This is a genomic window from Candidatus Pelagibacter sp. Uisw_106 (genome assembly GCF_047724975.1).
Classification (GTDB): Bacteria; Pseudomonadota; Alphaproteobacteria; order Pelagibacterales; family Pelagibacteraceae; genus Pelagibacter.
Genome location: NZ_CP159819.1, coordinates 1,070,402 through 1,095,233 on the forward strand (window position 1 = coordinate 1,070,402; position 24,832 = coordinate 1,095,233).

A 24,832-nucleotide genomic window follows, 5' to 3' on the forward strand; every position below is an offset into this window, starting at 1 on the left:
ACTATTAACTTCCCCAAACATAGATTGAAGCAAATAGGAATAGCCATACTACATCAACAAAATGCCAGTACCACGCAGCAGCCTCAAAGCCAAAAAACTCATCTTTTTTATAATGACCAGTCTTGCCTCTCCACCAACATACAGCTAAAAATATAGTTCCTACAACAACGTGAAACCCATGAAAACCTGTTGCCATATAAAACACAGCACCATATATATTTCCTGAAAAATCAAAACTTGCATGGTAGTATTCATAAATCTGCAATAATGAAAAACTAAAACCTAAAACAACTGTCATTGCTAAACCTTGCACAAAACTTTCTCTATCACCTTCTTCTAAGGCATGATGCGCCCAGGTAACTGTAGTTCCTGATAATAGTAGAATTAATGTATTTATCAATGGGATATCCCAAGGGTCAAATGTTATAATATCTACTGGAGGCCAAACATTGCCCATGAGTTCTGTGGGAAATAAACTTGCATTAAAATAAGCCCAAAACCACGCAACAAAAAACATTACTTCGGAGGCGATAAAAAGAGTCATTCCATATCTAAGGTGAATTTTAACAACAGGTGTATGATGATTGTGATCAACCGACTCTATGATTACATCTCTAAACCACATGTATACTCCATAAAATAAAAGAGCAAAACCTAAATACATTCCCCAGGAAACTTCACTATGCAAATAATAGACAGTCCCTATTGCTAAAAATAAGCTAGAAAATGATACATAAATAGGCCAAGGACTTGGGTCTACTAAGTGATAATCATGTTTTTTTTCTGCTGACATTTTTATAATTTTGATTGGTTATAATAATCTGATGAAAAGAAAGTATAGGACATAGTTACATCTTTAATATTTTTAGTGTTTGGGTCGTTTACCATTTCTGGATCTAAATAAAAAGTCATTATATATGTTGCTTTTTCTCCTGCTTTCAGCTCTTGCTTTTCAAAGCAAAAACAGCCTAATTTACTATAATATTTACCAAAAGATGAGGGAGATACATTAAAAGCAGCCACACCATAAGTTGTTTCATCGCCATAATTCTCTACTTGAAATTCGATTCGATTCACTTGACCTATGTTCACATCCATAACATTTTTTTTTACTTTAAAATTCCAGGGTAATTTGTTTACATTTGTATCAAAGCGAACACTTACTTTTTGATCTAAAACTATATCTGGTGCCTCTTTTGATATTTGCGTAGTTCCACCGAACCCAGTCGCTCTACAGAATATGTCATATAAAGGTACTGCAGCAAATGAAAGGCCAAGCATGATAAAAAAGATTCCAGCTAAAATTATAGGAGTAAGCGTTTTTTTTTGGATCATAATTGTCTGTCAAAAACTCCCACATTATAAAGAGTAAAAAAAAATAGGAATATCATGAAGGCTATTATTCCAAACGCAGTAAAGATGTTTTTTTTTTTAGTTTTTTTGTCAAGTATCAGCATAATAATGTCTTATTTGTTAAAAATAATTTTCTTAAAATTTAATGAGTATTAGATTTTTCAGTATCTTGATCGTCTACAAACTTCGGCAACTCATCAAAGGTATGGAAATTTGGTGGTGATGGTATGGTCCATTCTAAAGTTGTGGCACCTTCACCCCAAGGGTTTTGAGCTGCAGCTTTTTTCTTAGAAAAAGAATAAATTAAGTTAACAAAAAATACCAATAAACCACCAACTGCTATGTATGAGCCAACTGATGAAACGTAATTCCATCCAGCAAATGCATCTGGGTAATCAGCATATCTTCTTGGCATTCCTGCTAAACCTAAAAAATGTTGAGGGAAAAATACCAGGTTAACTCCAATAAATGTTAACCAAAAATGTATTTTTCCTAAGGTTTCAGAATATTCATAACCAGACATTTTACCAAACCAATAATAAAATCCTGCAAAGATTGCAAATACTGCCCCTAAAGACAATACATAATGGAAGTGAGCGACTACATAATAAGTATCGTGCATTGCAGTATCAACACCTGCATTTGCAAGCACAACGCCTGTTACTCCACCAACTGTAAATAAAAATATAAAGCCTAATGCCCACAGCATTGGAGTTTTAAATGAAATTGATCCACCCCACATTGTTGCAATCCATGAAAATATTTTAATACCCGTTGGCACTGCAATAATCATTGTTGCTGCTATAAAATATGCTTTAGTATCAGTGCTTAAACCAACTGTATACATGTGGTGAGCCCAAACAACAAAACCTACAACGCCAATTGAAACCATTGCGTAAGCCATTCCCAAATATCCAAATACTGGTTTTTTAGAAAATGTTGAAACAATATGACTGATCATTCCAAAGCCAGGAAGTATCAAAATATAAACTTCTGGATGACCAAAGAACCAAAATAAATGCTGGTACAAAACAGGATCTCCACCTGTTTGAGCATCAAAAAATGCTGTTCCAAAATTTCTATCCGTTAAAAGCATTGTAATTGCACCAGCTAAAACTGGTAGTGATAATAACAGTAAAAATGCTGTAACTAGAACAGACCAAGCAAATAAAGGCATTTTGTGCAAAGTCATACCTGGCGTTCTCATATTCAAAATTGTTGTAATAAAGTTAACTGCTCCTAAAATTGAAGAAGCTCCGGCTAAGTGCAAACTTAAAATAGCAAAATCCATTGCAGGTCCTGGCTGTCCAGCTTTAGAAGATAAAGGTGGATATAAAGTCCATCCTCCACCAACACCTTGTTGACCTGGAGGGCCATCTACAAAAATTGAAAGTAGTAATAAAATAAATGAAGCAGGTAATAACCAAAATGAAATATTATTCATTCTTGGAAACGCCATATCAGGTGCACCAATCATGATGGGTACAAACCAATTACCAAAACCACCAATCATTGCAGGCATTACCATGAAGAAAATCATTATTAATCCATGACCAGTAACCAACACATTATATAAGTGATAATTTCCACCTAAAATTCCATCGCCAGGATGCATTAATTCAATTCTCATTAATACTGAAAAAGCTGTTCCAATAATTCCTGCAAAAATTGCAAAAATTAAATACATTGTACCAATATCTTTATGGTTAGTTGAGTAAGCCCAACGTTTCCAACCTGTTGGTGTGTGATGATCGTCTTGTGATGCTGTTTGTGTATACATTTTTATTTACTCGCTAGTTTTTTATATTCATTTTCTGTAATTGGATCTTTTGCAAATTTCATTTTAGCTTCTGCTAGCCATATTGCATATTCTTCGTCTGTTACAACTCTTACTGTGATCGGCATAAAAGCATGTTGTATTCCACATAACTCAGAGCATTGACCGTAATATGTTCCTACTTTTTCAGCTTTAAACCAAGTTTCATTTATTCTTCCTGGAACCGCATCTCTTTTAACTCCAAAAGATGGTAATGCCCAAGCGTGTAAGACATCGTTTGCAGTAATTAAAACCTTAACCACTTTATTAACTGGCACAACAACTTCGTGATCAACGGTTAGTAGTCTTGGTTGGTTTTCTTTTAACTCATCTTCTTTAATCATGTACGATTCAAAAATAATATTTTCGTCGGGATATTCGTATCCCCAGTACCACTGATATCCAACAGCTTTGATTGTTACATCGACTTTTGGGATCGTATCTTGCTTGTATAAAAGTTTAAATGATGGGATCGCCATCACGATTAAAATTAAACACGGAATTAATGTCCACAAAACTTCTACTGCAACATTATGAGTAGTTTTTGATGGAACTGGATTTTTTGATTCTCTAAATCTTATACAAGTATAGATCATAAGAAATAAAACAAAGACAGTGATAGCAATAATTATTGGAAGTAGAATATTATTATGAAAACTAACGATATCTCTCATTCCATCAGAGGCTGGGTTTTGAAATCCTAGTTGCCATTCTTTAGGTTGATCGGCTAATGCACCTGTTGAGTAGATAGTTGCTAAAATTGTAAGTAAAAACTTGTTCATTTACAACAGTATATAAAGTGCTTTCATAAAATTTACACTTTAGATTTTGCGACAAAATCACACTTTAGCTTTTAAAAACCATCAATTAATCAAATAACTAACAATAGATAGAGCTGAAATTACTGCAGTCTCTGATCTTAATATATTTTCATTTATTTTAATTGGCTGAACGTGCTTAAATGTAAGAATCTCCCCTCTTTCTTCCTCTGAAAAATCTCCTTCTGGACCAATAATAACACAAGTTGGATTACTAGTTAGCTTTTCTAAATCTAATTTTTTATTTTTAGAATTTAAATCAGTAAATATTAAATCCATTTTTTCATTACTTAAAAAATCTTTTAATGGTTGAGGATCTTCAATAGATGGAACATTAATACGATTGGACTGTTCGGCAGCTTCTATAATTACTTTTTCTAATCTTTCTTTGTTAATTTTTCTTACAATTGTTCTGTCAAATATTATTGGTAAAAATTTTGTAACACCGAGCTCTGTTGCTTTTTGAATCATAAAATTAAAGTAGTTTGATTTAATAGGTGAAAAAGCTAACCACAATTCTTTTACATTTTCTTTTTGTCTTAATTGTTTTGTAATATTAAATTCAACTATACTTTTTGAAATATTTAAAATTTTTGCTTCCCATTCTCCACTGCTATTAAATAAAGAGAAGACTTCATCAACTTTAACTCTCATCACTTTATTTACATAGTGAGATTGTGATTTATCAAGTTTTGCAGTTAAATTAAGTGATAAACTTTCTTTAAAAAATAATCTAATATTACTCATTAATGTTAAGTTAATTTATGAAAAATATTAAAGCAATAATTTTTGATGCATATGGCACTTTATTTGATGTCAATTCTGCTGCAGAAAAATGCAAAGATAAAATTGGTGATAAATGGGAAGGCTTTGCTAATTACTGGCGAACTACTCAATTAGAATACACTTGGCTTAGAAGTCTAATGAATAGACATAAAGACTTTTGGCAGGTAACTGAAGATAGTTTAGATAAATCAATGAAGGCATTTGAAATTGATATTTCAATGAAAAATGAATTATTAAATCTTTATAAAGTTCTTTCACCTTTTAAAGAAGTGCCAGAAGTTTTAAAAAAACTTAAAGAAAAAAACTATAAATTAGGTATCCTTTCAAATGGTACACCTTCTCTTCTTAATGAATTGGTGAAGAGTAATAATCTAGATAATATATTTGATGATATTTTTTCAATTGAAGAAGTTGGAATTTATAAACCAGATTCAAAAGTCTACGATCTGCCAATTAAAAAATATAAAATACAAAAAGAAGAAGTTGCATTTTTAAGTGCTAATACTTGGGATGTTTCTGGTGGTGGAAATTATGGTTACAGTTCTATTTGGGTAAACAGAAATAATAATATTTTTGATAACCTTGATTACAAACCAAAGCAAGAAATCAAAAACTTAAAAGATCTGTTACCTAATATAAACTCTAATTAAAGTTAAGCCTTATCTCCATAATCCGTCATATGTTTTGGAATTCTTTTATTTTTTCCATACATAAAATGATTTTCCATGTTCTCTCTGTATTTACTTGCAGGCACTTTTAACCCAACAGACTCTGCAACTTCTCTTATTAACATTGGGTTAGCACCACAACAAACACCAAGGTAATGTATACCTAAAATATTTGCCCATTTTGCAAATTGACCTATTTCATATCTATTACAAAAATGTGGATCTAGAGCTGTAGGAAATGTTCTTCCGTGAGGAGAGGGACAACCACAATCATCTCTATCAGGTAAATTAAAAAAAGTTGGAAATTTCTCATTTGTTCTATAGGGAATTGGTAAAGCACCAACATGACATTTGACTGCTTTTCTAATTTCTTTTAAAAATGGCAACATTGTTGCAGGTCCTCTAAAACAATTTAACCCAACAACGTCAGCTCCTCTTTGCTCCAACTCTTTACATGTATCAACTACAGACTTTCCATCTCTCATTTTATTCTCACCCATTGGCGAAATTGTTAATACTGTTGGAAGATTAGCTTTCTTCATTACCTCAAGTGCTTTGAAGGCCTCTTCAGCATAATAAAAAGTTTCACCAATCAACATATCGGCACCTTCATCTACTGCCCAACCAATCATTTCAGAAAACATGCCCTCAACTACCTTTTGGGCTTGTTTGTCATTTTCTTTCCAAATATTTGAGTTAGAAATATTTCCTGCCATTAAGTTTGGTTGAGATCCTTTGGGTGTATCTAATGCAATTTTTTTGGCAATCTTTAAAGCTGAACGGTTTAAAGGTTCAAGAAGTTCTTCCTTTCCAATAATACGCATTTTTTCTCTGTGACCATTATAAGTGAAAGCTTCAACAATATCTGATCCAGCATGTTGAAATTCTCTATGTAAATTTTCAAGAACTTCCGGATGGTCTAAAGACACCATTGGCACAAATTCTCCTGATGCCATGTACCCACGTCTTTCAATTTCAAATAAAAAACCTTCAGCACAAATTACCGGACCTTGATCTAATCTTTCTGTTAATTTATTTTTTGTCATTTTTTTTCTCCAAATTATTGGAGAAAAGAAACTGAAAAACGTTAAACAAGAGGGTTGTAAATTTAAACAATCTCTTTTCTCCTTTTTAGTGCTTTAGCAAATGCTGGGTGCACAATATGGTTCAAATACCCGGTTTAGATTTGAAAAATTTCAAAAAAAAACCACCGACTAAAGCGGTGGTTGAAACGTCGCTTTAGCAGGAATTTGTAAAGCGCTCTGCAATTTAACTTAAATCAGCGCTACTTAATTTTAATCATACTTTAAAGCTAAAGGATACATAAATTTTTACTGTATTTTTAAGACTATCTAATTCTATTTTCTTCAAAATTCTTATTTAGTTTTACTGAAATAGTTCGAGTATTTCTTTTATTCCACTCTGAAAAAGATCTTAAGATAGGCATAACCGAAAGGCCAAATTCAGTAAGTGAATACTCAACTTTTGGGGGCATTATTCGAATTACTTTTCTATTAATTATTCCATCTCCTTCTAATTCCTTTAGCTGCTTGGATAACATTTGTTGTGTAATGGTTTTTAATCCTTTTTTAAGTTCACCAAATCTAATTTTTTTGTTGTATAACAAACTAAACAAAATTCTAATTTTCCATTTACCTCCAAGAAAGTAAACGGCTCTTTCAGCTGGACAATCTATTAAGTTTTTCATGGTATGTTTTTGTATACTAGTATGATTATTTTGCGTTATTGCGTTACTAGTAACAAAGCTCTATGAACAAGTCAATTAAATTGAAAGGGTAAAAATGATTAAAGGACAAAACGCAGGTAACGGACCAATCGCAGTAGATGTAGAGAAAGATAAATCTTACTACTGGTGCTCTTGTGGAAAAAGTGCAAAGCAGCCTTTTTGTGATGGATCACATAAAGGTACAGATTTTACACCTCTGGCATACAAGGCTGAAGAAACTAAAAAAATGTTTTTTTGTGCTTGTAAACAAACTGACAATCAACCATTTTGTGATGGATCACATAATAAAAAATAAAGGATAAGATGCAAAATTTAAATAATAAAGTTAATAATTTTTTTTCAAATATAGATGGATTAGCCTCTTTATTTTTTAGATTTGGAATAGGGATAGCTTTTATAATTCATGGCTTAGGTAAATTTCCCTTACCTCCTCAAGGATTAATTGATTATTTTGGTCTGTCACCTATGTTAGCATCGACTGTTGCTATATCTGAGTTGTTGACTGGATTGGTATTAATAATAAGTGGTTTTATTAAAAATCCTTTTGGAAATATACTCACAAGACTATCGGGACTAAACATAACTATCTTAATGATAACTATACTGATCTTTGCTCACAAAGACTGGTTCTTCACAACAAAACTATTTACCAGTGAACAGATATTTCTTTTAATTGGTGGAATTTATTTTTTAATTAAAGGTAATCGAACATAAATATGAGCCAAATCGAAGTAGAAAAAATAATAGAACCGGTTGCAGCATCAGATGGTGCTGGTGTTAAATTAAAAAGAAGCATTGGCACTCACCTTATTGATTACCACGATCCTTTTTTAATGTTGGATGAATTTGGTTCTGAAAATAAAGATGACTATATTGGAGGCTTCCCTCCTCATCCTCACAGAGGAATTGAAACAGTAACATATATGCTTGCTGGTGATTTTGAACATAAAGACAGTACAGGTGGCGAAGGAATAATGACTGCTGGAGATGTTCAGTGGATGAAAACTGGGAGTGGCATCATTCATTCAGAAATGCCTGCAATGAAAGAGGGTAAGCTTCATGGATTTCAATTATGGGTAAACATGCCTGCTAAATTGAAAATGACCAAACCTGAATATATTTATATTGATGCAGATAAAATGAGCACTCATAAAGATGATGACAAAACTGTTAAAGTGATTGCAGGAAAATTTGAGAATGCAGAAGGACCCGTTAAAGGTCACAATGTTGAGCCCGTTTATTTTGATGTAGAGCTTGAAAAGGGAAAAGAATTTAATTTTGATCTTCCCTCAACTCATAATTCATTAATTTACTTAATTGAAGGTGAAATTAAAGTTGGTGATCAAGATCATGATGCTGTTAAAGATTCTACTTTAATTATCCTGACTAGAGGTGAAAAATTAAAAATTTCTAGCTCAACTAAAGCTAAGTTTTTATTGATATCTGGAAAGCCTATTGGTGAGCCTATTGCTAGAGGAGGTCCATTTGTAATGAATACTAAAGCAGAAATCTTGCAAGCCGTTCAAGATTATCATAATGATACATTTGTAAAATAATGAAAACTATTAAAATAGAAAAATTTGGTGGCCCTGAAACTTTAGAAGTTAAAGATATTGAAATCGGCAAACCAGGCCCAAAAGAAGTTCTTATAAAAAATCTATCAATTGGTCTTAACTATATTGATGTTTATCACCGAACAGGTTTGTACCCTATTCCTCTACCAAGTGGAATTGGCCTAGAAGCATGTGGGATAATTGAAGAAGTTGGTTCTGAAGTTGATCTATTTAAAGTTGGAGATAGAGTTGCTCACTCTTCAATGCCGATTGGAAGTTATTCAGAAAAACAATTATTTCCTCAAGAAAAATTAGTTTTAGTTCCAGAAGGTATCTCAGACGAAATTGCGTCTTGTATTATGCTTAAAGGAATAACTGCTGAATATTTATTACACAGAGCTTATCCAATTAAAAAAGGTGATAAAGTTTTATACCACGCAGCTGCTGGTGGTGTTGGTCAAATTTTATGTCAGTGGGCTAATGCATTAGGAGCAGAGGTTATTGGAACTGTTGGCTCTAAAGAAAAAGAGGCTATTGCTAAAAAAAATGGCTGTCATCATGTAATAAATTATACAGATACAAACTTTGTTGAAGAGGTAGAAAAAATTGTAGGTAAAAATGAAGTTGATGTTGTCTATGATGGTGTTGGTATTAAAACATTTGATGGATCGATTGAAACCTTAAAAGTTAGAGGCATGATGGTCGCTTTTGGTAACGCATCAGGTTACGTTGATACTATAGATGTTAAAAAACATATTAATGCAAAAGGATTATTTTTTACTCGTCCTTCAATTGCACATTACACTATGACAAGAGAAGAGTTAGTTGAATCAGCTAAAAAAGTTTTTGATGCAATTTTATCTGGGAAATTTAAAGTTGAAATTTCAAAAAAATATTCACTTGATGATGCTAAAAAAGCTCATGAAGAATTAGAAGCAAGACTATTAACGGGTCCTGCAGTTATTATTCCTAACTAATCTAAATTAACATCCATATCAGACATATGTAGTTTTAATGCATTTGTTGATACTTGAATTTCCCTCATAAAAATAATAATTGAAATCATCATCGATAAACAGCAAGATCCAAAAATTATTCTAGCTGCAAAAATCTCATTTAGGTAAAGAGCAAAAACAGTTAACATGTTAAATAAAAAGCCAAATGCAGCAAACATGATAGTCCACTTTAAAAGAACAATTCTTCCACTTAAATTTATAAACTGTTTTTTCCACTCTGGTGGAATGTGACTTTCATATACGTGTTCATCATGAAGTTGCCTAATAAGTTTACTTAATGAGTGAAATCTGTTGCTATATACGCTCATCAACAAAGGAATAGCTGGAAACATCAATGCTGTAACTGTGTAATCTATATTCATACGAATCAATTTGATTATGAAACTAGCCTTTGTTATTTACAAGTAAATTATTATGAAACAATTAAATCTCTTTATTGAACTAACAAGATTGAAAAGGCCTATTGGCTATATGCTGTTATTTTGGCCTTGCGCATGGGGACTAACTCTTGCTTATGATTTTTCAAAAAACTTAAATGATTATTTTTTTTATTTATCATTGTTTTTTTTAGGATCGGTTCTAATGCGCTCTGCAGGATGCATTGTAAATGATATTTCTGACAAAGAATTTGATAAAAAAGTTTCAAGAACCAAAAATAGACCTATTGCATCCAATCAGGTTTCAATAAAATTAGGAATATTTTATACTTTAATTTTATGTCTACTTGCATTTTTGGTTTTAATTAACTTTAACAACTTAACAATCTTACTTGCCCTAGGATCTATGCCACTAGCATTCACATATCCTTTAATGAAAAGATTTACTTATTGGCCTCAATTATTTTTAGGGATAACATTTAATTATGGTTTAGTTTTAGGTTGGACAGCAATACAAGGTGAAATAAATGTAATTGCTATTATCTTTTATCTTGGAGCCATATTTTGGACACTAGGATACGACACAATATATGGGTTTCAGGATATTAAAGATGACGAAATTATAGGCGTAAAATCAACTTCAATAAAATTCAAAAATAAAGCAAAAAAATTTATATCATTGTGTTATGCTTTTTTAATTTTCTCTATTTTAATTGTTGGATATATAATGAATTATAATTATTTTTTTTATACAAGCTTACTAATAACGATCGCTCACTTATTTTTTTATCAGCTAAAATCTTTTAACTCAAAAAATCCATTAATATGTTTGAGGGTTTTTAAAAGTAATAATTTAACTGGTCTTCTTATTTATTTTAATATTTTAATTGGAAAGTTTTAATGAATAATTCAAAAATTTATAAAAGACTTTATAAAGATTATTCAAAGAAGTTTATTAATAAAATATTATTATCAGTTTTTTTTGGAGTTCTTGTTGCTGCAAGTACTTCTTCAATAGCTTGGCTTTTAGATCCTGCTATAAAAAAAATTTTTGTTGAAAAAGATCAATCATTAATGATTATAATTCCTTTATCAATAGTAGTAGCTTTTACAGTTAAGGGATTTGCTCTTTATTTTGCAAAAGCAATTATGATTAAAGTTGCTGAAGAAGTTAAAAAAATTCTACAATCACAAATGGCAAAATCTTTAATTAACGCAGATACTCAGCTAATTGATCAAAAACATTCTGGAAAATTCATTTCTAATCTTACATATGATGTAAGTCATATTACAAACATGCTTAGTACAGCAGTTCTCAATTTATTTAAAGATAGCTTAACTTTATTTGGATTGTTATTTGTAATGTTTTACCAAAATTGGAAATTATCATTGATTGCTATAATAATGATACCTATTGCAGGCATTGCATCAAAAACCCTCGGTAAAAGAATGGGAAAAGTTGTAACTGAAGCGCAAGAGAAATCGGGCTTTCTAAATACACACTTGATTGAGTTATTTAAAAATCACAAACTCATCAAAATATTTCAAAGGGAAGACTATGAAAGCGAAAGAACAGACAATCACTTGAATCGACTAAAAGATAAAAATATTAAAATTAATACAGTGTATGTTAGAATGTCTCCAATCATGGAAACTATTACTGGTGTGATGATTGCAATTTTAATATTTTATTCAGGAAAATTAGCACTTGTAGGTGATATTGAAATCGGTAATTTTTTTTCTTTTCTTGCTGCAATGATGCTAGCTTATCAACCAGTCAGAGCTCTCTCAACAATAAACATAACTTTCAACCAAGGACTATCAGCTGCCAATAGAATTCTGCCTATCATTGATAATAAAAATAAGATTACAGATCACGAAGGATCAAAAGATATGAATATTGTTAATGGAGAAATTAAATTTCAAAACTTAAATTTTAGATATAATTCTATAGAAAAAGATGTGTTAAAAAAAGTAAATCTAGATATAGCAGGTGGTAAAATGACATCACTAGTTGGGCATAGTGGATCTGGAAAATCAACAATTCTAAATTTAATACCTAGATTTTATGATGCACAGTCAGGTGATATATTAATTGATAATCAGTCAATTTATAAAGTAAAAATAAAATCCTTACGAGATCAAATTTCACTTGTAAGTCAAGATACGACCTTATTCGACGATACAATAAAAAATAATATTAAATATGCCAAAAATAATGTCTCAGATAAAGAAATAGTTGCAGCAGCAAAATTCTCTTATTCTCATGAGTTTATAGAAAAATTACCCAATAAATATGAAACTGTAATAGGTGAAAATGGTATCAGGTTATCTGGTGGTGAGAAGCAAAGACTCTCAATAGCAAGGGCTATGATTAAAAAAAGTCCAATAATTCTTTTAGATGAAGCGACCTCTTCACTAGATGCCGAAACAGAAAGTAAAATTCAAGATGCTTTAAAAATATTAACTAAAGATAGAACTACCATTGTAATAGCTCATAGACTATCAACAATTCTAAACTCTGACCAAATTTACATTATCGATTCTGGAAATGTTGTAGCAAATGGTAAACATGATGAATTATTAAATAATTCAGAACTTTACAAAAATTTCTACGAGAAACAAATTCGTAAAGAATAATGTTTTTTTTATATCAAATAATAATAACTATATTTTTAATATTCTCTCCACTAATTATATTTTTTAGAATTTTAAAAAAAAAAGAAGATAAAAAAAGATATAAAGAAAAATTTTGCTTTCCATCAAAAAGACGTATTAATGGTAATTTAATTTGGTTTCATGGGTCAAGTGTAGGTGAACTTTTAAGTGTTTTGCCCCTAATTCAAGAGCTTGAGAAAAACAAATCTATAAATCAAATTTTAATAACCACTTCAACTTTAAGTTCTGCTCAAATATTTAAAAAATTTAATTTTAAAAAAACTATTCATCAATTTTTCCCAATAGATTCTATATTTTTTTCTTATAAGTTTTTAAATTACTGGAAGCCAACTATTGCAATATTTGTTGAGTCTGAGATTTGGCCCAGCATCTTCAGGACTCTTAGTAAAAAAAATATTCCATTAAAACTTCTTAATGCAAGAATTACAAAGAAAACCTTTAAAAAGTGGAAAAGTGTAAAAAAATTTTCAAACTCTGTTTTTAAAAATATTTCAATTGCTTATCCTCAAAATGAAGAAACATTTAATTACCTTAAAAAATTAAATGTCTCAAAAATTAAAAAAATTGGAAACCTTAAGTTTTTTAGTAATCACAAATCTAAATTTACTAGACTAGACAAAACTTTTTTAAAAAACATAAATCTTAAAAAAACTTGGTGTGCTTCAAGCACACACCCAGGTGAAGAGATCATTTGTGCAAATGTTCATTTAAGCCTAAAGAAAAAATATAAAAATTTATTAACAATAATAATACCAAGACATATTCATCGCGTTAGTAAAATAGTTGATGAATTTAAAAATTTAAATTTAAATATAGTTTTGCACAGCTCAAGACCAAAAAAATTAAATAATACAGATATCTACTTAGTGGACACATATGGTGAGACAAAAAAATTTTATCAATCTTCTGATATAGTTTTTATGGGTAAATCAATATCAGGAAAAGGTGGTCAAAACCCTCTTGAACCTACCAACTTAGGTTCTACTGTTTTGTATGGACCAAACATAGATAATTTTAAAGACACCTATAAATTACTCAATAAACTAAAGGTTGCTTATAAGGTTTATGGGGTAAAAAGTTTAACTCGTTCAATAGACAAATTAATTACTAAGCCCAATAACAAAAAAAAGTATTTAGAAATTGTAAAAATAGGAAAAAAAATCCTCCATAAAACTAAAGATGAGATAAACAGTTTATTTAATAATGAAATTAAAAAAACCTAAATTTTGGGATTATAAAAAGCCATCTTTTTTTTCCTATTTATTATTACCCTTTTCAATCATCATAGGTTTAATCACTAAAATAAAGTCAAAACCTAAATTTTCTAATTCAAAAATCAAAACAATCTGTGTTGGTAATATCTATATTGGAGGAACTGGAAAAACATCCCTTGCCATCAAAATAAAAGAAATTTTAGATAAAAATGATGTTAAAGCGTGTTTTATTAAAAAATTTTACCCTAATCAAACTGATGAGCAAAAACTACTTAGTAAAAGTGGAACCTTATTTAGTGACTTAAAAAGAATTACTGCACTTGATAAGGCAATTTCAAAACATTTTGAAGTTGCTATTTTTGATGATGGACTTCAAGACAAATCTATCAAGTATGATATGGAAATTGTTTGCTTTAACAATATAAATTGGATTGGAAATGGCCTAACATTACCATCGGGACCCTTAAGAGAAAGTATTAATAACCTAAAATTTTATGAAAACGTTTTTTTAAATGGAAATGAAGAAAGTTTATTTGCCATTAAAGATCAAATCAAAAAAATTAACCCAAATATGAATATTAATTCTGGAAAATATACACCATTAAACATAAATGAATTTGATAAAAATAAAAGTTACATGGTTTTTTCTGGTATTGGTAATCACAAAACTTTTGTAGAGATGTTGAAAAATAATAATTTAAAGATTGTAAGTGATTTAGAATATCCAGATCATTACCAATATTCAAAAAAAGATTTTGATGAAATAATAATTAATGCAAAAAAATACAATGCACGTATTATAACTACAGAAAAGGATTATTTAAGGCTAGAAAACTTTAGCAGAAATGAAATTCTTTATATCAAATCAAGTCTTAATATATCAGATGAAAAAAGTCTCACAAATAAACTACTTAAGCTAAATGAAAAAAATTAAATATTTTTTTGAGTTCTTAATTATATCATCTCTTTTTATTATTTTTAAATTTTTAGGATTGAGAGTTTCATCCTATATTGGTGGAAAATTATTTGAAACTTTTGGTCCACTTTTTAGATCAAATAATTTAATTAAATTAAATATTCAAAGAGCTATTCCAAAAATTGACCTATCGAAAGTTAAAATCATTACAACAGATATGTGGAATAATTATGGAAGAACATTGTCTGAATATATGTTTCTCAAAGGTTTTAGAAACAATCAATTTAAATCAAATATTAATATAGCAGGTAAAGAAATTCTTGAAAAAATAAAACTTGAGAAGACTCCAGTTATTTTTGTTTCTGGTCATTTTAGTAATTTTGAATTAATGGCCATGGAAATTGAAAAATCTGGTGTAAATCTATCAGCTATATATCGCCCATTAAATAATATTTTCTTAAACGTATTAATGGAAAGAATTAGAAAAAAATATATTTGCAAATATCAAATTAAAAAAGGAACTAGTGGGGTTAGAGAATTATTAAGATTATATAAAAAAGGTTACTCTATAGCCCTAATGATAGATCAGAGAGTCTCTCAAGGGATAAAATCTAAATTCTTTGATGAGGAAGCATTCACCACAACTATCCCAGCGCAATTTACAAAAAAATTTAATTGTAAAGTGGTACCAATTTCTATTGAGAGGAATAATGGTGTAAACTTTAATATTAAAATTGAAAAACCTATGGAATTTTCACAGAACTCCTCAGCTGAAAAAATTACTAGAGATCTTAATATTTGGTTAGAAAAAGTGATTCTAAAAAATCCAGGCGAATGGATATGGTCTCATGATAGATGGAAGTAAGAATTTAGTTAGTCTCTTTTTTTTTATGAGCTTCTACATATGAAAAATATGGCTCTTGAAGTTCGACATTCCAATAATTAAGATTTTCTAAACTAATTAATTTTCCTGATACAGCACAAACAACATGATCACCATTTTCAATAATTTCAAAGTTATTTGGTAAATATTTTAATTTTGCTAATTTTTTATTCATTTTTAGTTTATATACATCTATATGAATGTTGGGATAATTGGAAGTGGTGGAAGAGAACATGCTCTATGTTTATCAATCAAAAAATCACACAGAGTTGATAAGATATACTGTTTTCCTGGTAATGCAGGAACCGCAGCTATAGCAGAAAATATTGAAATTAATTTTTCAGACTTTAATAAAATCAAAGAATTTTCTATCAAGAATGAAATTGATTTATTAGTTGTTGGACCGGAAAAGCCCTTAGTTGATGGAATAGTAGATTTCTTTAATGATACAAAAATAAATATTTTTGGCCCTGATAAAATTTCTTCTCAGTTAGAAGGTTCAAAGATATTTACTAAAAACATATGCGAAAAATACAATATACCAACAGCTAAGTTTGGTATTTTTGAAAACGCTAATGATGCAATATTATTCCTGGATAAAACTCAGTTCCCACTTGTTGTCAAAGCTGATGGCCTTGCGTCTGGGAAAGGTGTTTATATTTGTGAAAATAAGAATGAAGCAAATTTAGCAATAAATCAGGTTTTTGATGGAAAGTTTGGTTTAGCAAAAAATATTTTAATTGAAGAATTTCTTGTTGGTGAGGAAATGAGTTATTTTATTATAAGTGATGGTAAAGAAATCAAAAGCTTTGAAACCGCACAAGATCATAAAAGAGTTTTAGAGGGCGATAAAGGAGCGAATACAGGTGGGATGGGTGCGTATTCACCATCAAGACTACTCAACCAATCCTTAGAGGAAAAAATATTAAATAAAATAATCAAACCTACCATTAAAGCACTGGAAGAAATGGGATCTAACTATAAAGGATTTTTATACGCTGGATTAATGATAGTTAAAGATGAACCTTATTTAATTGAATACAATGTAAGAATGGGAGACCCAGAATGTCAAACTATCTTACCTAAATTAAAAACAGATTTATTTGAAATTATAAATGCATGCTGTAATGAAAACCTAAAAAACATAAATATAGAGTGGCATGATAAAAAAAGTTTATGTATTGTTTTATGCTCAAAAGGCTATCCTGAAAAATATAATAATGAAATTTTAATAGCAAATACTGAAAGTCTAGAGTTAGGTGAAGATGATTATTTTTTCCACGCTGGTACAAAAAAAATAAACAATAAGATTTATTCAAATGGTGGAAGAGTAATTAACTTTGTTAGCCTTTCATCAAATTTCAAAAATAGTAGGGATAAAGCTATAAGTTTAATTAAAAACCTTAATTGGAAAGGTGGTTTCTATAGAAAAGACATTGGTTATAAGGTGATTGATGAATGAGAATAATTTCAGGAAGCTTTAGAGGCAAAAAAATTCTTCTACCTAAAGATAAGCTTACAAGACCTCTTAAAGATTCAACAAAAGAATCAATTTTTAATATATTAAAACATTCCAAATTATTAAGTGTAGAGTTAGAAAATTCTAACATTCTAGATTTATTTTCAGGTGTTGGATCATTTGGACTCGAATGTTTATCTAGAGGTGCTAAAAATGTTACCTTCTTAGAGAACTATTCAGAAGTATTAAATATTTTAAAAAAAAATATAGATAATCTAAATCAGCAAAATCAAGCAAAAGTAATTGAAAAAGATATTTTTTCAAAAAATACACTTAAGTTATTAAATGACAAATTTGATATTATTTTCATGGACCCTCCCTATAAGGAGAAAAAATTATTTTTTCTCTTGAATGCAATAACTGAATTAGAATTGCTCAACTCCGGTGGGATCATAATTATTCACAGACATAAAAGAGAAGAGGATGACCTACCAGAAGAATTTAGCCTAATTTTAGAAAAAAATTATGGTATTTCAAAAATTATATTTGGAAATACTTTAACTTAAGATTTTTTTTGTTTCTATTTTTATTAACTCAACAGAAGGTTGATCAAATGGATTAACGTTTAAAGCTCGGCCAAGTAAAATAGTTTCCAATATAAAGAAACAAAATAGTTCACCTAAAGACTGTTCATTTCTTTTTAAGATTCTGAAACTTCTAAAAGGTATTTTTTTTGAAATAAAGACTTGCTCAGTAGCAATCATTTGGGATTGTTTTATTTTTTCTATTGATTGGTTTTTCAAAAACTTATGAGTATCTAACACACCATCATTCTTAATTTTTATATTTCTATTTTCCAGAACATTAAAAAATGTATAAAAATATTTATTTGGACCGTCTAGATAAAGCTGCATTAAACTATGATTATCTTTTGGCATTGAAGAAACAACAGGTAATAATCCTAGTGATTTTTTTCCTAAACTTTCTGCTATCAGTTGCTGATACCATTTGAACAAATTTTCAGATTGTTCATCATAATTCAAAATTATTGATGTTTGTTTTCCACTCTTAATTAAGCTTAACATGGTTGACACGTTACTTACCAAGTTATTAATAAAATTATTATTTTTAATAAGATTATTAAATTGCTTAAATTTCTTTTCACTCAAATTCATTAATTCCGCAGGCAACATTCCAACTTCTGACAAAACAGAATACCTACCTCCTACATAATTTTTATGCTCAAATATTTCGGCCTTAAGTTTTGCTGCTAAGTTAGTTAGATAGCTATTTTTTGCTTCTGTAATAATAATATTTTTTTCTTTTTTACCAATTAATGCATTGGCATTCACTATTGTCTCTAATGTATTTCCTGATTTAGAAATAATTAAGTTTAAATTTATATTTTTATTATCAAAATAATCTGCATTACTATCTAAATTATTAACAAAAGTAATTTTTTTTTTTATTTTAGGTTTCAAAAAATCATAAATAGCCTCAGATCCAAGAACAGATCCACCCATACCAATTATTCTTAAATTTGATAATTTTTTATATTTTTTAACTATTTTTTTTGAGTAACTATATTTATATGAGGATTTAAAAGTTTCAAATAATGCCGGCTGATTTTTTAATAATTTTATAAAGTCTTTTTTTATTTTTTTAGAGTTTTTAATATTTAAAAAATTTTTAAATATCATTTTTCTAATGTTCAAGATTGTTAAATTTATCTTTTAGACTTTTAAAAAACCCTTTTCTTTTTGGTTGTTCATTTTCCTCTATAGTTTTATCTAAATTTATTTCTGCAGCTTCTTCTAAATTAATTTTTTTTTCATTAATTTTTTTAATAATAGATTGCTCAATAGAATTTTTGGTATCATCATTTTTCTCACTAGTGTTTGAAGAGGAGCTTTGATTAATTATATCTTCAATATCTGAAGTTTCTTTTTGATCTGATATTATATTTTTCTCAGGTTCCTTTCCAGGCTCTGGTAACTCTCCAAAACTAGGTGGTAGCACTAAAGGAGATTTTTTTTCAACTAAAAACTCATCGTTTCCCTTTTTTTTACTTCCTCCAAACCCTTCTGCAATTGTTCCACAGGAGTTTAAAAAAAGAAGTATTAAAAAAGAAGCTATTAATGGATTAGTTTTTTTCATTTATATTTTTATTATTAAAGAAAAGTTCTACTAAAATAAGGCAAAAAACTCCAATGGTAATAAATATATCAGCCACATTAAAAACAAACCAATGAAAGCCATAAAAATGTAAATCAATAAAATCTGGAACAGCTGTATAAACTATCCTGTCATAAAAGTTTCCTAAGGCGCCACCTACAATTAATGCAAAAAAGTAACGCTGGATGTTATTATTCTTCAACATCATAAACAAAATAGTAATAATGATAAGACCAATTAAGATTGTAATAGAATTATAAATAACACTCCCATCTATTGAAAATAAACCAAAAGCTATTCCTTTGTTCCAGATTAAGAACAGGTTCAAATAAGGAGTTATATAAATGTCAACCGAAGTTTCTACTTCTGCAAGTTTTAGGATGTATAACTTTGTTATACGATCAAATACAAAAACTATTAATATAATTAATAAATTTGAATAAAAGTTTTTTAAGTTAATTTTGTTCATCAACTTTTTTAGTTAATCTGAATGTCTCTCACATTTAACTTGATTGATTTTCCAACAAACTGGACATTTATTTCCTTCGGCCTTAATTGTTTCAATAATTGTTTCATCTGTGATTGATTGATGAACTAAAGCAGAAGATGTGATGCATATTTCTGAAAAATCTACATTTTTTGAAATTTCGAATAATGTTTTATTTAGATTAATAACTAGGCTAGCTTCTAAACTTGATCCTATTTCCTTGCTAGCTCTTTTTACTTCAATGCTTATATTGCAAATATCCCTAATTTTTTTTAATTCTATCCATTTCTTATGCAGTTCTTCGTCTTGAAAAGATTCTGGATATCTCACGAATTGCTCAAGATGAATACTTTTTTTCTCTTTGTTTATCAGGGTAAAAATTTCTTCTGTTGTAAACGAAAGTATTGGTGCAAACCATTTAACTAAAGATTCTAAAATAATATTTAAAACAACTATACTGCTCTTTCTTCTATCAGAATCTTTTGAGTCACAATATAAAGCATCCTTCCTAATATCAAAATAAAATGAAGATAGGTCTACTGTGCAAAAATTTAAAAGCTCTTTATAAAGATTGTGAAAATCATAAGATTTAAAATAATTTTTAAAATTATTATTTAATTCATACACTCTATGAAGCATATATCTCTCTAATTCTGGTAATTGTTTAATGTCTAGACTTTCCATATCAATTTTTTGGAAATCATCATTTAGGTTACCTAGTAAATATCTAAATGTATTTCTAATTTTTCTATATGAATCGGCGTGTTGTTCTAAAATAGAATAATCAATTCTTAAATCCTCAGCATAATTAGATGATGCAACCCATATTCTTAAAATATCTGCACCATATTTTTTTAAAATATCCTCAGGTGCAATTACGTTTCCTACTGATTTTGACATTTTGAGACCTTTGCCATCTACAACAAATCCATGTGATAATATTGATTCATAAGGCGCTCTACCTCTTGTTCCGCAAGATTCTAACAGTGATGAATGAAACCAACCTCTATGCTGGTCAGAACCTTCTAAATACATTGATGCTGGCCATTGAAGATCTTTTCTTTTTTCCAAAACAAATGCATGTGTGCACCCACTATCAAACCAAACTTCAACAATATCACTTATTTTTTCATAATCTTCTGCTTTATATTTGTCCCCTAAAAATCTTTGAGGATTATCAGAAAACCAACAATCAGAACCTTCTTTTTCATAAATGCTCGCAATATTCTCATTTACATTATCGTCTACTAAAATTTCTTTAGTGGCTTTATGAACAAATATTGGAAGTGGAACTCCCCAAACTCTTTGTCTTGAAACACACCAATCAGGCCTTGTTTCAATCATTGCTTTTATTCTTTCTCTACCTTTGTCTGGATAAAATTTAGTGTCATCAAGAGCCTTTAACGCTTTTTTTCTTAAGCCATGGCTTTCCATTGAAATAAACCATTGCGGGGTTGCTCTATGAACAAGGGGTGCTTTTGATCTCCATGAATGCGGATATGAATGAATTAGCTCTCCATTAGATAATAATTTTTTTTGTTCTTTTAATTTTTCAATAACAATCGGGTTAGCTTTGAAAATATGAGTTCCCTCAAATAAAGGAAGGTTTTTAGTATATTTACCATCACCATCTACGGTCTCTATGGCTTTTATCCCATGCTTTAAACAAAGATTAAAATCATCAGGACCATGACTAGGTGCACAATGAACAATACCTGTTCCCTGTTCTGTAGTAACAAATCTTGCTTCAAGCATTGGGATATCATAATCATAACCAAGCTCTAAAAAAGGGTGACTACAAATTGTATCTTTAAAATCTTTACCCTTAAATTTTTTTATTTCATTGTAATTTTTGATTTCACAATCTTTGATAACAGATTCTAGTAGTGCTTCTGCAACTACTATTTTTTTATTCTTAAAATCTCCTTCATCACTTAATTCAATTATTAAATAATCTAATGCCTCATTATAAGCTAATGCTTTATTTGCAGGTATAGTCCATGGAGTAGTTGTCCATATAATAACTTCTGTATTTTCTAATTCTTTTATATTTGTTTTTTTAACTGGGAAGGCTGTGTAAATTGTATCTGATTTATGATCTTGATACTCAACTTCAGCATCTGCTAAAGCTGTTTTTTCTACAGTTGACCAAAGAACAGGCTTAAAACCTCTATAAAGACTTCCTTCTTTTAAAAATTTTCCTAACTCTCTTACGATTTGGGCTTCTGCTTCAAAGCTCATTGTTGCATAATGATTATCCCAATCTCCAACGACACCTAATCTTTTAAATTGTGTTTTATGAACTTCAATCCATTTTTGAGCAAACTCTCTGCACTCTTTTCTAAATTCTGTTATTGGAACTTCGTTTTTATTTTTTTTATTTTTTTTATATTGTTCTTCAATTTTCCACTCAATAGGTAGACCATGACAATCCCACCCTGGAACATATACCGAATCTTTACCATCCATTTGATGGAATTTTACTATTATATCTTTCAAAATTTTATTTAAGGCCGTACCCATATGAATATTTCCATTTGCATATGGTGGACCGTCATGAAGTATAAACTTCTCTTTACCCTTATTGGATTTTCTTAATTCTTTATAAAGATCAATTTTTTTCCAATATTCTAAAATTTCAGGCTCTTTATTCTGTAAGTTTGCCTTCATGGAGAAAGCTGTTTTAGGTAAATTTATATTTTCTTTGCTCATATTAACTTTTTTTAGCAACTTTTAAGTCACTTTGAATTTGTTTTTTTAATTGATCAACGTTTTTGAATTTTTTTTCTTTTCTTATAAACTTTGTGAACTCTACTGATAAATACTTATTATAAAGATTTCCAGAAAAATTAAAAATGTGTACTTCTAATAAAATTTTTTTTTGATTAAAAGTTGGTCTATAACCCAGATTAGCGATCGCTTTTAGTGATTTATTAGAGTTTTTTTGTTTTACTTTAACGGCATACACTCCAGGCATAGCAATCACATAATCCTTAATATCAATATTACAGGTTGGAAAACCAATTTTTTTTCCTTGCTGCCTTCCCTTTTGAACAATTCCTTCAATTGACCAATTTCGACTTAATAACTTATTAGTTTTTTTTAGTTGTCCTTTTTCTAGAAGAGAGCGGATATATGTTGATGAGATAACTTTTTTATTTACGATTAGTGGTTGCGGTTTTACTATTTTGTAATGATATCTTTCTTCATTTTTTATTAATTGATTGACATCCCCCTCTCTTTTATTGCCAAATCTAAAGTTATTACTAACAAATATATATTGGGCTTCTAATTTTTTAGATAAAATTTCTTTAATAAAAAAATTAGATTTAATTGCAGAAAATTTTTTATCAAATTTTTTAATAATTATAAAATCAACCTCTAAATTATCTAAAATTATTTTTTTTTGATTTACATTTGAAATTCTAAAGTTTTTGAAATTTTTATTAAAAAACATTTTAGGCATTGGTTCAAATGTTAAAACACCAATTTTTAGATTAAATTTTTTTTTATAAGTATTTGCTAACTTAAACAATTTTTGATGACCTAAATGAACACCATCAAAATTTCCAATCAAGATAATTGATTTTTTATGATTGCTTGCAATATTAAAATCTTTATACAGCTTCATATTCTACCACTTCAATTCTGTTTGAATAAAGTTTACAACAACTTCATATTTCTTTGAAATTACATCTATACCTTCTTCTTTAATTTCATCTCTATGAACACCATTTGATATAATTAAAGAATTATAATTTAAAAGATTAGCTCCTTTAATATCTGTATTTAAATTGTCACCAATAGACAAAACTCTTTTTCCTTCATTGTTAATCGCTTGATTATAAACTTCAGGAAATGGTTTTCCAAAATAAATAACCTCTCCTCCCATTTTTTCAAAAACAAGAGCTACAGACCCTGCACACAATTCTCTTTTTTCACCTCTATCAACAATTAAATCTGGGTTAGTGCATATCATTTTCTTATTAATATGATCTTTGAATAATTCTTTGTAATAATTTAAATCTACACCTTGTTCCTCAAATAAACCTGTACAGAGTAAATATGAACTTTCTTTAATGTCATTAGTCTTATTTTTTTTAAAATCTAAAAATAAATCAAAATCTCTTGGTGGCCCGATGTGATAAAATTTTTCTTCTAGAGAATTTTTTCTTAAATAATTCAGTGCTGCCTCTCCTGAAGAGTAAACTTTTTCTCTAATTTTTTTACTCATCCCCATTTTTTCTAAAAAATTATTTACTGTTTTATTGGGTCTTGGTGCATTGGTTAAGAGAACATAATCTTTGTTTGCTTTGGTGATTTCTTCTAAAGCTTCAATTGCATTTTTATGAAGAGTTATTCCGTTATGAACAACACCCCATAAATCGATATAAAAAATGTCATAATTCTTTGTGATTGATCTTAATCCATCGTTATCTAAATTCTTAGTCATTATGGGAGGTATAACTTATAAAAAACACAATTTCTCTGGTTTTTTGCCCCACATATTTTTTTTAACATCTCTTGAAATAGTTGGCCTAATAGCTATATGAGTCGCATAATAAAAGGAGAATTTATGAAATTTAAACCGTTACACGATAGAGTTCTAATAGAAGTTTTAAACAGTAGTGAAAAAACTGCTGGAGGAATAATTATCCCTGATACAGCTCAAGAAAAACCTCAAGAAGGTAAAGTAATTGCTGTTGGTGGTGGAGCAAAAACTGAAGATGGAAAACTAATTCCAATGGATGTGAAAGTTGGAGATAAAGTTCTTTTTGGCAAATGGTCAGGAACTGAAATCAAAATAGACAGCAAAGAATATAGCATAATGAAAGAGTCTGACATTATGGGTATTTCGAGCAAATAATTTAATTTAAAGGAGAAA

28 protein-coding genes and 1 riboswitch are annotated in these 24,832 nt (G+C 29.2%); of the genes, 13 read left to right on the forward strand and 15 right to left on the reverse strand.

The window, feature by feature from the left end; translation table 11 throughout:
- Positions 1 to 4 precede the first annotated feature (4 nt).
- The 5 genes from ABXT45_RS05930 to ABXT45_RS05950 all read right to left on the reverse strand — a co-directional run bounded on the left by ABXT45_RS05930 (position 5) and on the right by ABXT45_RS05950 (position 4,734).
- Complete coding sequence (locus tag ABXT45_RS05930) at positions 5 to 793, reverse strand: cytochrome c oxidase subunit 3 (protein ID WP_415313144.1); 789 nt, start codon at positions 791 to 793, stop codon at positions 5 to 7.
- A gap of 2 nt (positions 794 to 795) precedes the next feature.
- Positions 796 to 1,332, reverse strand: a complete 537-nt coding sequence (locus tag ABXT45_RS05935; protein WP_415291314.1) for a cytochrome c oxidase assembly protein — start codon at positions 1,330 to 1,332, stop codon at positions 796 to 798.
- Between the two features lie 163 nt (positions 1,333 to 1,495).
- Positions 1,496 to 3,133 carry a cytochrome c oxidase subunit I gene (gene ctaD, locus ABXT45_RS05940; protein ID WP_415313145.1) on the reverse strand — a complete coding sequence of 546 codons (1,638 nt, stop codon included), beginning with the start codon at positions 3,131 to 3,133 and terminating at the stop codon, positions 1,496 to 1,498.
- A 2-nt stretch (positions 3,134 to 3,135) separates the two neighbouring features.
- The gene (gene coxB / locus ABXT45_RS05945; protein WP_415278062.1) at positions 3,136 to 3,951 is read right to left on the reverse strand and encodes a cytochrome c oxidase subunit II; all 816 of its coding nucleotides are present in this window, start codon (positions 3,949 to 3,951) and stop codon (positions 3,136 to 3,138) included.
- Positions 3,952 to 4,032: 81 nt separating this feature from the next.
- Positions 4,033 to 4,734 carry an RsmE family RNA methyltransferase gene (locus ABXT45_RS05950; protein WP_415313146.1) on the reverse strand — a complete coding sequence of 234 codons (702 nt, stop codon included), beginning with the start codon at positions 4,732 to 4,734 and terminating at the stop codon, positions 4,033 to 4,035.
- A gap of 17 nt (positions 4,735 to 4,751) precedes the next feature.
- Here ABXT45_RS05950 and ABXT45_RS05955 point away from each other — a divergent pair, with 17 nt between their 5' ends.
- The gene (locus tag ABXT45_RS05955) at positions 4,752 to 5,423 is read left to right on the forward strand and encodes a haloacid dehalogenase type II (protein WP_415313147.1); all 672 of its coding nucleotides are present in this window, start codon (positions 4,752 to 4,754) and stop codon (positions 5,421 to 5,423) included.
- 2 nt (positions 5,424 to 5,425) lie between these two features.
- Here the strand turns inward: ABXT45_RS05955 and ABXT45_RS05960 are convergent, their stop codons facing one another.
- Positions 5,426 to 6,487 carry a homocysteine S-methyltransferase family protein gene (locus tag ABXT45_RS05960; protein ID WP_415313148.1) on the reverse strand — a complete coding sequence of 354 codons (1,062 nt, stop codon included), beginning with the start codon at positions 6,485 to 6,487 and terminating at the stop codon, positions 5,426 to 5,428.
- A 75-nt stretch (positions 6,488 to 6,562) separates the two neighbouring features.
- Positions 6,563 to 6,627, reverse strand: a riboswitch (SAM riboswitch).
- A 162-nt stretch (positions 6,628 to 6,789) separates the two neighbouring features.
- On the reverse strand, positions 6,790 to 7,149 hold the full coding sequence (locus ABXT45_RS05965) for a winged helix-turn-helix transcriptional regulator (RefSeq protein WP_415313149.1): 360 nt from the start codon (positions 7,147 to 7,149) through the stop codon (positions 6,790 to 6,792).
- Between the two features lie 94 nt (positions 7,150 to 7,243).
- Here ABXT45_RS05965 and ABXT45_RS05970 point away from each other — a divergent pair, with 94 nt between their 5' ends.
- Genes ABXT45_RS05970 through ABXT45_RS05985 form a run of 4 tightly spaced genes read left to right on the forward strand, consistent with a single transcriptional unit; the run spans position 7,244 to position 9,718 of the window.
- Complete coding sequence (locus ABXT45_RS05970; RefSeq protein ID WP_415313150.1) at positions 7,244 to 7,483, forward strand: CDGSH iron-sulfur domain-containing protein; 240 nt, start codon at positions 7,244 to 7,246, stop codon at positions 7,481 to 7,483.
- Between the two features lie 8 nt (positions 7,484 to 7,491).
- On the forward strand, positions 7,492 to 7,902 hold the full coding sequence (locus tag ABXT45_RS05975) for a DoxX family membrane protein (protein WP_415313151.1): 411 nt from the start codon (positions 7,492 to 7,494) through the stop codon (positions 7,900 to 7,902).
- Between the two features lie 2 nt (positions 7,903 to 7,904).
- Positions 7,905 to 8,744, forward strand: coding sequence for a pirin family protein (locus tag ABXT45_RS05980; RefSeq protein WP_415313152.1), 840 nt, complete (start codon positions 7,905 to 7,907; stop codon positions 8,742 to 8,744).
- Positions 8,744 to 9,718: a quinone oxidoreductase family protein gene (locus tag ABXT45_RS05985; protein WP_415313153.1), complete on the forward strand. Its 975-nt coding sequence runs from the start codon at positions 8,744 to 8,746 to the stop codon at positions 9,716 to 9,718. The genes ABXT45_RS05980 and ABXT45_RS05985 overlap by 1 nt, the downstream gene beginning before the upstream one ends.
- On the opposite strand, the gene ABXT45_RS05990 is transcribed toward ABXT45_RS05985, so the two are convergent.
- The gene (locus ABXT45_RS05990) at positions 9,715 to 10,119 is read right to left on the reverse strand and encodes a DUF2721 domain-containing protein (protein WP_415313154.1); all 405 of its coding nucleotides are present in this window, start codon (positions 10,117 to 10,119) and stop codon (positions 9,715 to 9,717) included. The genes ABXT45_RS05985 and ABXT45_RS05990 overlap by 4 nt on opposite strands.
- Before the next feature lie 52 nt (positions 10,120 to 10,171).
- Between ABXT45_RS05990 and ubiA the strand changes: the two genes are divergently transcribed.
- From ubiA to ABXT45_RS06015, 5 genes are read left to right on the forward strand one after another with little or no spacing between them, the layout of a single operon-like run.
- Positions 10,172 to 11,035 carry a 4-hydroxybenzoate octaprenyltransferase gene (gene ubiA, locus ABXT45_RS05995; protein WP_415313155.1) on the forward strand — a complete coding sequence of 288 codons (864 nt, stop codon included), beginning with the start codon at positions 10,172 to 10,174 and terminating at the stop codon, positions 11,033 to 11,035.
- Positions 11,035 to 12,774: an ABC transporter ATP-binding protein gene (locus ABXT45_RS06000; RefSeq protein ID WP_415313156.1), complete on the forward strand. Its 1,740-nt coding sequence runs from the start codon at positions 11,035 to 11,037 to the stop codon at positions 12,772 to 12,774. Before ubiA ends, ABXT45_RS06000 begins: the two co-directional genes overlap by 1 nt.
- A complete protein-coding gene (locus tag ABXT45_RS06005) occupies positions 12,774 to 14,036 on the forward strand; it encodes a 3-deoxy-D-manno-octulosonic acid transferase (protein ID WP_415313157.1) in 1,263 nt (420 codons plus the stop codon). The genes ABXT45_RS06000 and ABXT45_RS06005 overlap by 1 nt, the downstream gene beginning before the upstream one ends.
- Positions 14,017 to 14,961 (forward strand): tetraacyldisaccharide 4'-kinase, encoded by a 945-nt coding sequence (gene lpxK, locus ABXT45_RS06010; RefSeq protein ID WP_415313158.1) that lies wholly within the window; start codon positions 14,017 to 14,019, stop codon positions 14,959 to 14,961. The genes ABXT45_RS06005 and lpxK overlap by 20 nt, the downstream gene beginning before the upstream one ends.
- Entirely contained in the window at positions 14,948 to 15,808 is an 861-nt protein-coding gene (locus tag ABXT45_RS06015; protein ID WP_415313159.1) for a lysophospholipid acyltransferase family protein, read from the forward strand. Before lpxK ends, ABXT45_RS06015 begins: the two co-directional genes overlap by 14 nt.
- Before the next feature lie 4 nt (positions 15,809 to 15,812).
- Here ABXT45_RS06015 and ABXT45_RS06020 read toward each other — a convergent pair whose 3' ends face one another.
- Positions 15,813 to 16,001 carry a DUF2093 domain-containing protein gene (locus ABXT45_RS06020; RefSeq protein WP_415286181.1) on the reverse strand — a complete coding sequence of 63 codons (189 nt, stop codon included), beginning with the start codon at positions 15,999 to 16,001 and terminating at the stop codon, positions 15,813 to 15,815.
- Between the two features lie 21 nt (positions 16,002 to 16,022).
- Here ABXT45_RS06020 and purD point away from each other — a divergent pair, with 21 nt between their 5' ends.
- Both purD and rsmD read left to right on the forward strand, forming a co-directional pair.
- Positions 16,023 to 17,288, forward strand: a complete 1,266-nt coding sequence (gene purD, locus ABXT45_RS06025; protein WP_415313160.1) for a phosphoribosylamine--glycine ligase — start codon at positions 16,023 to 16,025, stop codon at positions 17,286 to 17,288.
- Complete coding sequence (rsmD, locus tag ABXT45_RS06030) at positions 17,285 to 17,851, forward strand: 16S rRNA (guanine(966)-N(2))-methyltransferase RsmD (RefSeq protein WP_415313161.1); 567 nt, start codon at positions 17,285 to 17,287, stop codon at positions 17,849 to 17,851. The genes purD and rsmD overlap by 4 nt, the downstream gene beginning before the upstream one ends.
- On the opposite strand, the gene ABXT45_RS06035 is transcribed toward rsmD, so the two are convergent.
- The 6 genes from ABXT45_RS06035 to ABXT45_RS06060 are packed head-to-tail and all read right to left on the reverse strand — an operon-like array spanning position 17,843 to position 24,400.
- The gene (locus ABXT45_RS06035) at positions 17,843 to 18,985 is read right to left on the reverse strand and encodes a glucose-6-phosphate isomerase (protein ID WP_415313162.1); all 1,143 of its coding nucleotides are present in this window, start codon (positions 18,983 to 18,985) and stop codon (positions 17,843 to 17,845) included. The genes rsmD and ABXT45_RS06035 overlap by 9 nt on opposite strands.
- Positions 18,986 to 18,989: 4 nt before the next feature.
- Entirely contained in the window at positions 18,990 to 19,442 is a 453-nt protein-coding gene (locus ABXT45_RS06040) for a DUF3035 domain-containing protein (RefSeq protein WP_415313163.1), read from the reverse strand.
- On the reverse strand, positions 19,429 to 19,929 hold the full coding sequence (gene lspA, locus ABXT45_RS06045; protein WP_415313164.1) for a signal peptidase II: 501 nt from the start codon (positions 19,927 to 19,929) through the stop codon (positions 19,429 to 19,431). The genes ABXT45_RS06040 and lspA overlap by 14 nt, the downstream gene beginning before the upstream one ends.
- 12 nt (positions 19,930 to 19,941) lie before the next feature.
- Positions 19,942 to 22,659: an isoleucine--tRNA ligase gene (gene ileS / locus ABXT45_RS06050; protein ID WP_415313165.1), complete on the reverse strand. Its 2,718-nt coding sequence runs from the start codon at positions 22,657 to 22,659 to the stop codon at positions 19,942 to 19,944.
- 1 nt (position 22,660) lies between these two features.
- Positions 22,661 to 23,578, reverse strand: coding sequence for a riboflavin biosynthesis protein RibF (gene ribF, locus ABXT45_RS06055; RefSeq protein WP_415313166.1), 918 nt, complete (start codon positions 23,576 to 23,578; stop codon positions 22,661 to 22,663).
- A 3-nt stretch (positions 23,579 to 23,581) separates the two neighbouring features.
- Positions 23,582 to 24,400 carry a TIGR01459 family HAD-type hydrolase gene (locus ABXT45_RS06060; protein ID WP_415313167.1) on the reverse strand — a complete coding sequence of 273 codons (819 nt, stop codon included), beginning with the start codon at positions 24,398 to 24,400 and terminating at the stop codon, positions 23,582 to 23,584.
- A 123-nt stretch (positions 24,401 to 24,523) separates the two neighbouring features.
- Here ABXT45_RS06060 and groES point away from each other — a divergent pair, with 123 nt between their 5' ends.
- Positions 24,524 to 24,814, forward strand: a complete 291-nt coding sequence (gene groES, locus ABXT45_RS06065; RefSeq protein ID WP_415278084.1) for a co-chaperone GroES — start codon at positions 24,524 to 24,526, stop codon at positions 24,812 to 24,814.
- Positions 24,815 to 24,832: the final 18 nt, after the last annotated feature.

Bases quoted from the DNA above. Each gene is read 5' to 3' on its own strand.
- ABXT45_RS05960 (WP_415313148.1), bottom strand. From the start codon at position 6,487: ATGACAAAAAATAAATTAACAGAAAGATTAGATCAAGGTCCGGTAATT.
- ABXT45_RS05970 (WP_415313150.1), top strand. From the start codon at position 7,244: ATGATTAAAGGACAAAACGCAGGTAACGGACCAATCGCAGTAGATGTA.
- ABXT45_RS06020 (WP_415286181.1), bottom strand. From the start codon at position 16,001: ATGAATAAAAAATTAGCAAAATTAAAATATTTACCAAATAACTTTGAA.
- groES (WP_415278084.1), top strand. From the start codon at position 24,524: ATGAAATTTAAACCGTTACACGATAGAGTTCTAATAGAAGTTTTAAAC.
- ABXT45_RS05930 (WP_415313144.1), bottom strand. From the start codon at position 793: ATGTCAGCAGAAAAAAAACATGATTATCACTTAGTAGACCCAAGTCCT.
- ABXT45_RS06035 (WP_415313162.1), bottom strand. From the start codon at position 18,985: ATGATATTTAAAAATTTTTTAAATATTAAAAACTCTAAAAAAATAAAA.
- ABXT45_RS05955 (WP_415313147.1), top strand. From the start codon at position 4,752: ATGAAAAATATTAAAGCAATAATTTTTGATGCATATGGCACTTTATTT.
- ABXT45_RS06060 (WP_415313167.1), bottom strand. From the start codon at position 24,400: ATGACTAAGAATTTAGATAACGATGGATTAAGATCAATCACAAAGAAT.
- ABXT45_RS06000 (WP_415313156.1), top strand. From the start codon at position 11,035: ATGAATAATTCAAAAATTTATAAAAGACTTTATAAAGATTATTCAAAG.
- ABXT45_RS06040 (WP_415313163.1), bottom strand. From the start codon at position 19,442: ATGAAAAAAACTAATCCATTAATAGCTTCTTTTTTAATACTTCTTTTT.
- ctaD (WP_415313145.1), bottom strand. From the start codon at position 3,133: ATGTATACACAAACAGCATCACAAGACGATCATCACACACCAACAGGT.
- ABXT45_RS05950 (WP_415313146.1), bottom strand. From the start codon at position 4,734: ATGAGTAATATTAGATTATTTTTTAAAGAAAGTTTATCACTTAATTTA.
- rsmD (WP_415313161.1), top strand. From the start codon at position 17,285: ATGAGAATAATTTCAGGAAGCTTTAGAGGCAAAAAAATTCTTCTACCT.
- ileS (WP_415313165.1), bottom strand. From the start codon at position 22,659: ATGAGCAAAGAAAATATAAATTTACCTAAAACAGCTTTCTCCATGAAG.
- ABXT45_RS06005 (WP_415313157.1), top strand. From the start codon at position 12,774: ATGTTTTTTTTATATCAAATAATAATAACTATATTTTTAATATTCTCT.
- ubiA (WP_415313155.1), top strand. From the start codon at position 10,172: ATGAAACAATTAAATCTCTTTATTGAACTAACAAGATTGAAAAGGCCT.
- ABXT45_RS05975 (WP_415313151.1), top strand. From the start codon at position 7,492: ATGCAAAATTTAAATAATAAAGTTAATAATTTTTTTTCAAATATAGAT.
- ribF (WP_415313166.1), bottom strand. From the start codon at position 23,578: ATGAAGCTGTATAAAGATTTTAATATTGCAAGCAATCATAAAAAATCA.
- lpxK (WP_415313158.1), top strand. From the start codon at position 14,017: ATGAAATTAAAAAAACCTAAATTTTGGGATTATAAAAAGCCATCTTTT.
- purD (WP_415313160.1), top strand. From the start codon at position 16,023: ATGAATGTTGGGATAATTGGAAGTGGTGGAAGAGAACATGCTCTATGT.
- coxB (WP_415278062.1), bottom strand. From the start codon at position 3,951: ATGAACAAGTTTTTACTTACAATTTTAGCAACTATCTACTCAACAGGT.
- ABXT45_RS05965 (WP_415313149.1), bottom strand. From the start codon at position 7,149: ATGAAAAACTTAATAGATTGTCCAGCTGAAAGAGCCGTTTACTTTCTT.
- ABXT45_RS05990 (WP_415313154.1), bottom strand. From the start codon at position 10,119: ATGAATATAGATTACACAGTTACAGCATTGATGTTTCCAGCTATTCCT.
- ABXT45_RS06015 (WP_415313159.1), top strand. From the start codon at position 14,948: ATGAAAAAAATTAAATATTTTTTTGAGTTCTTAATTATATCATCTCTT.
- ABXT45_RS05985 (WP_415313153.1), top strand. From the start codon at position 8,744: ATGAAAACTATTAAAATAGAAAAATTTGGTGGCCCTGAAACTTTAGAA.
- lspA (WP_415313164.1), bottom strand. From the start codon at position 19,929: ATGAACAAAATTAACTTAAAAAACTTTTATTCAAATTTATTAATTATA.
- ABXT45_RS05980 (WP_415313152.1), top strand. From the start codon at position 7,905: ATGAGCCAAATCGAAGTAGAAAAAATAATAGAACCGGTTGCAGCATCA.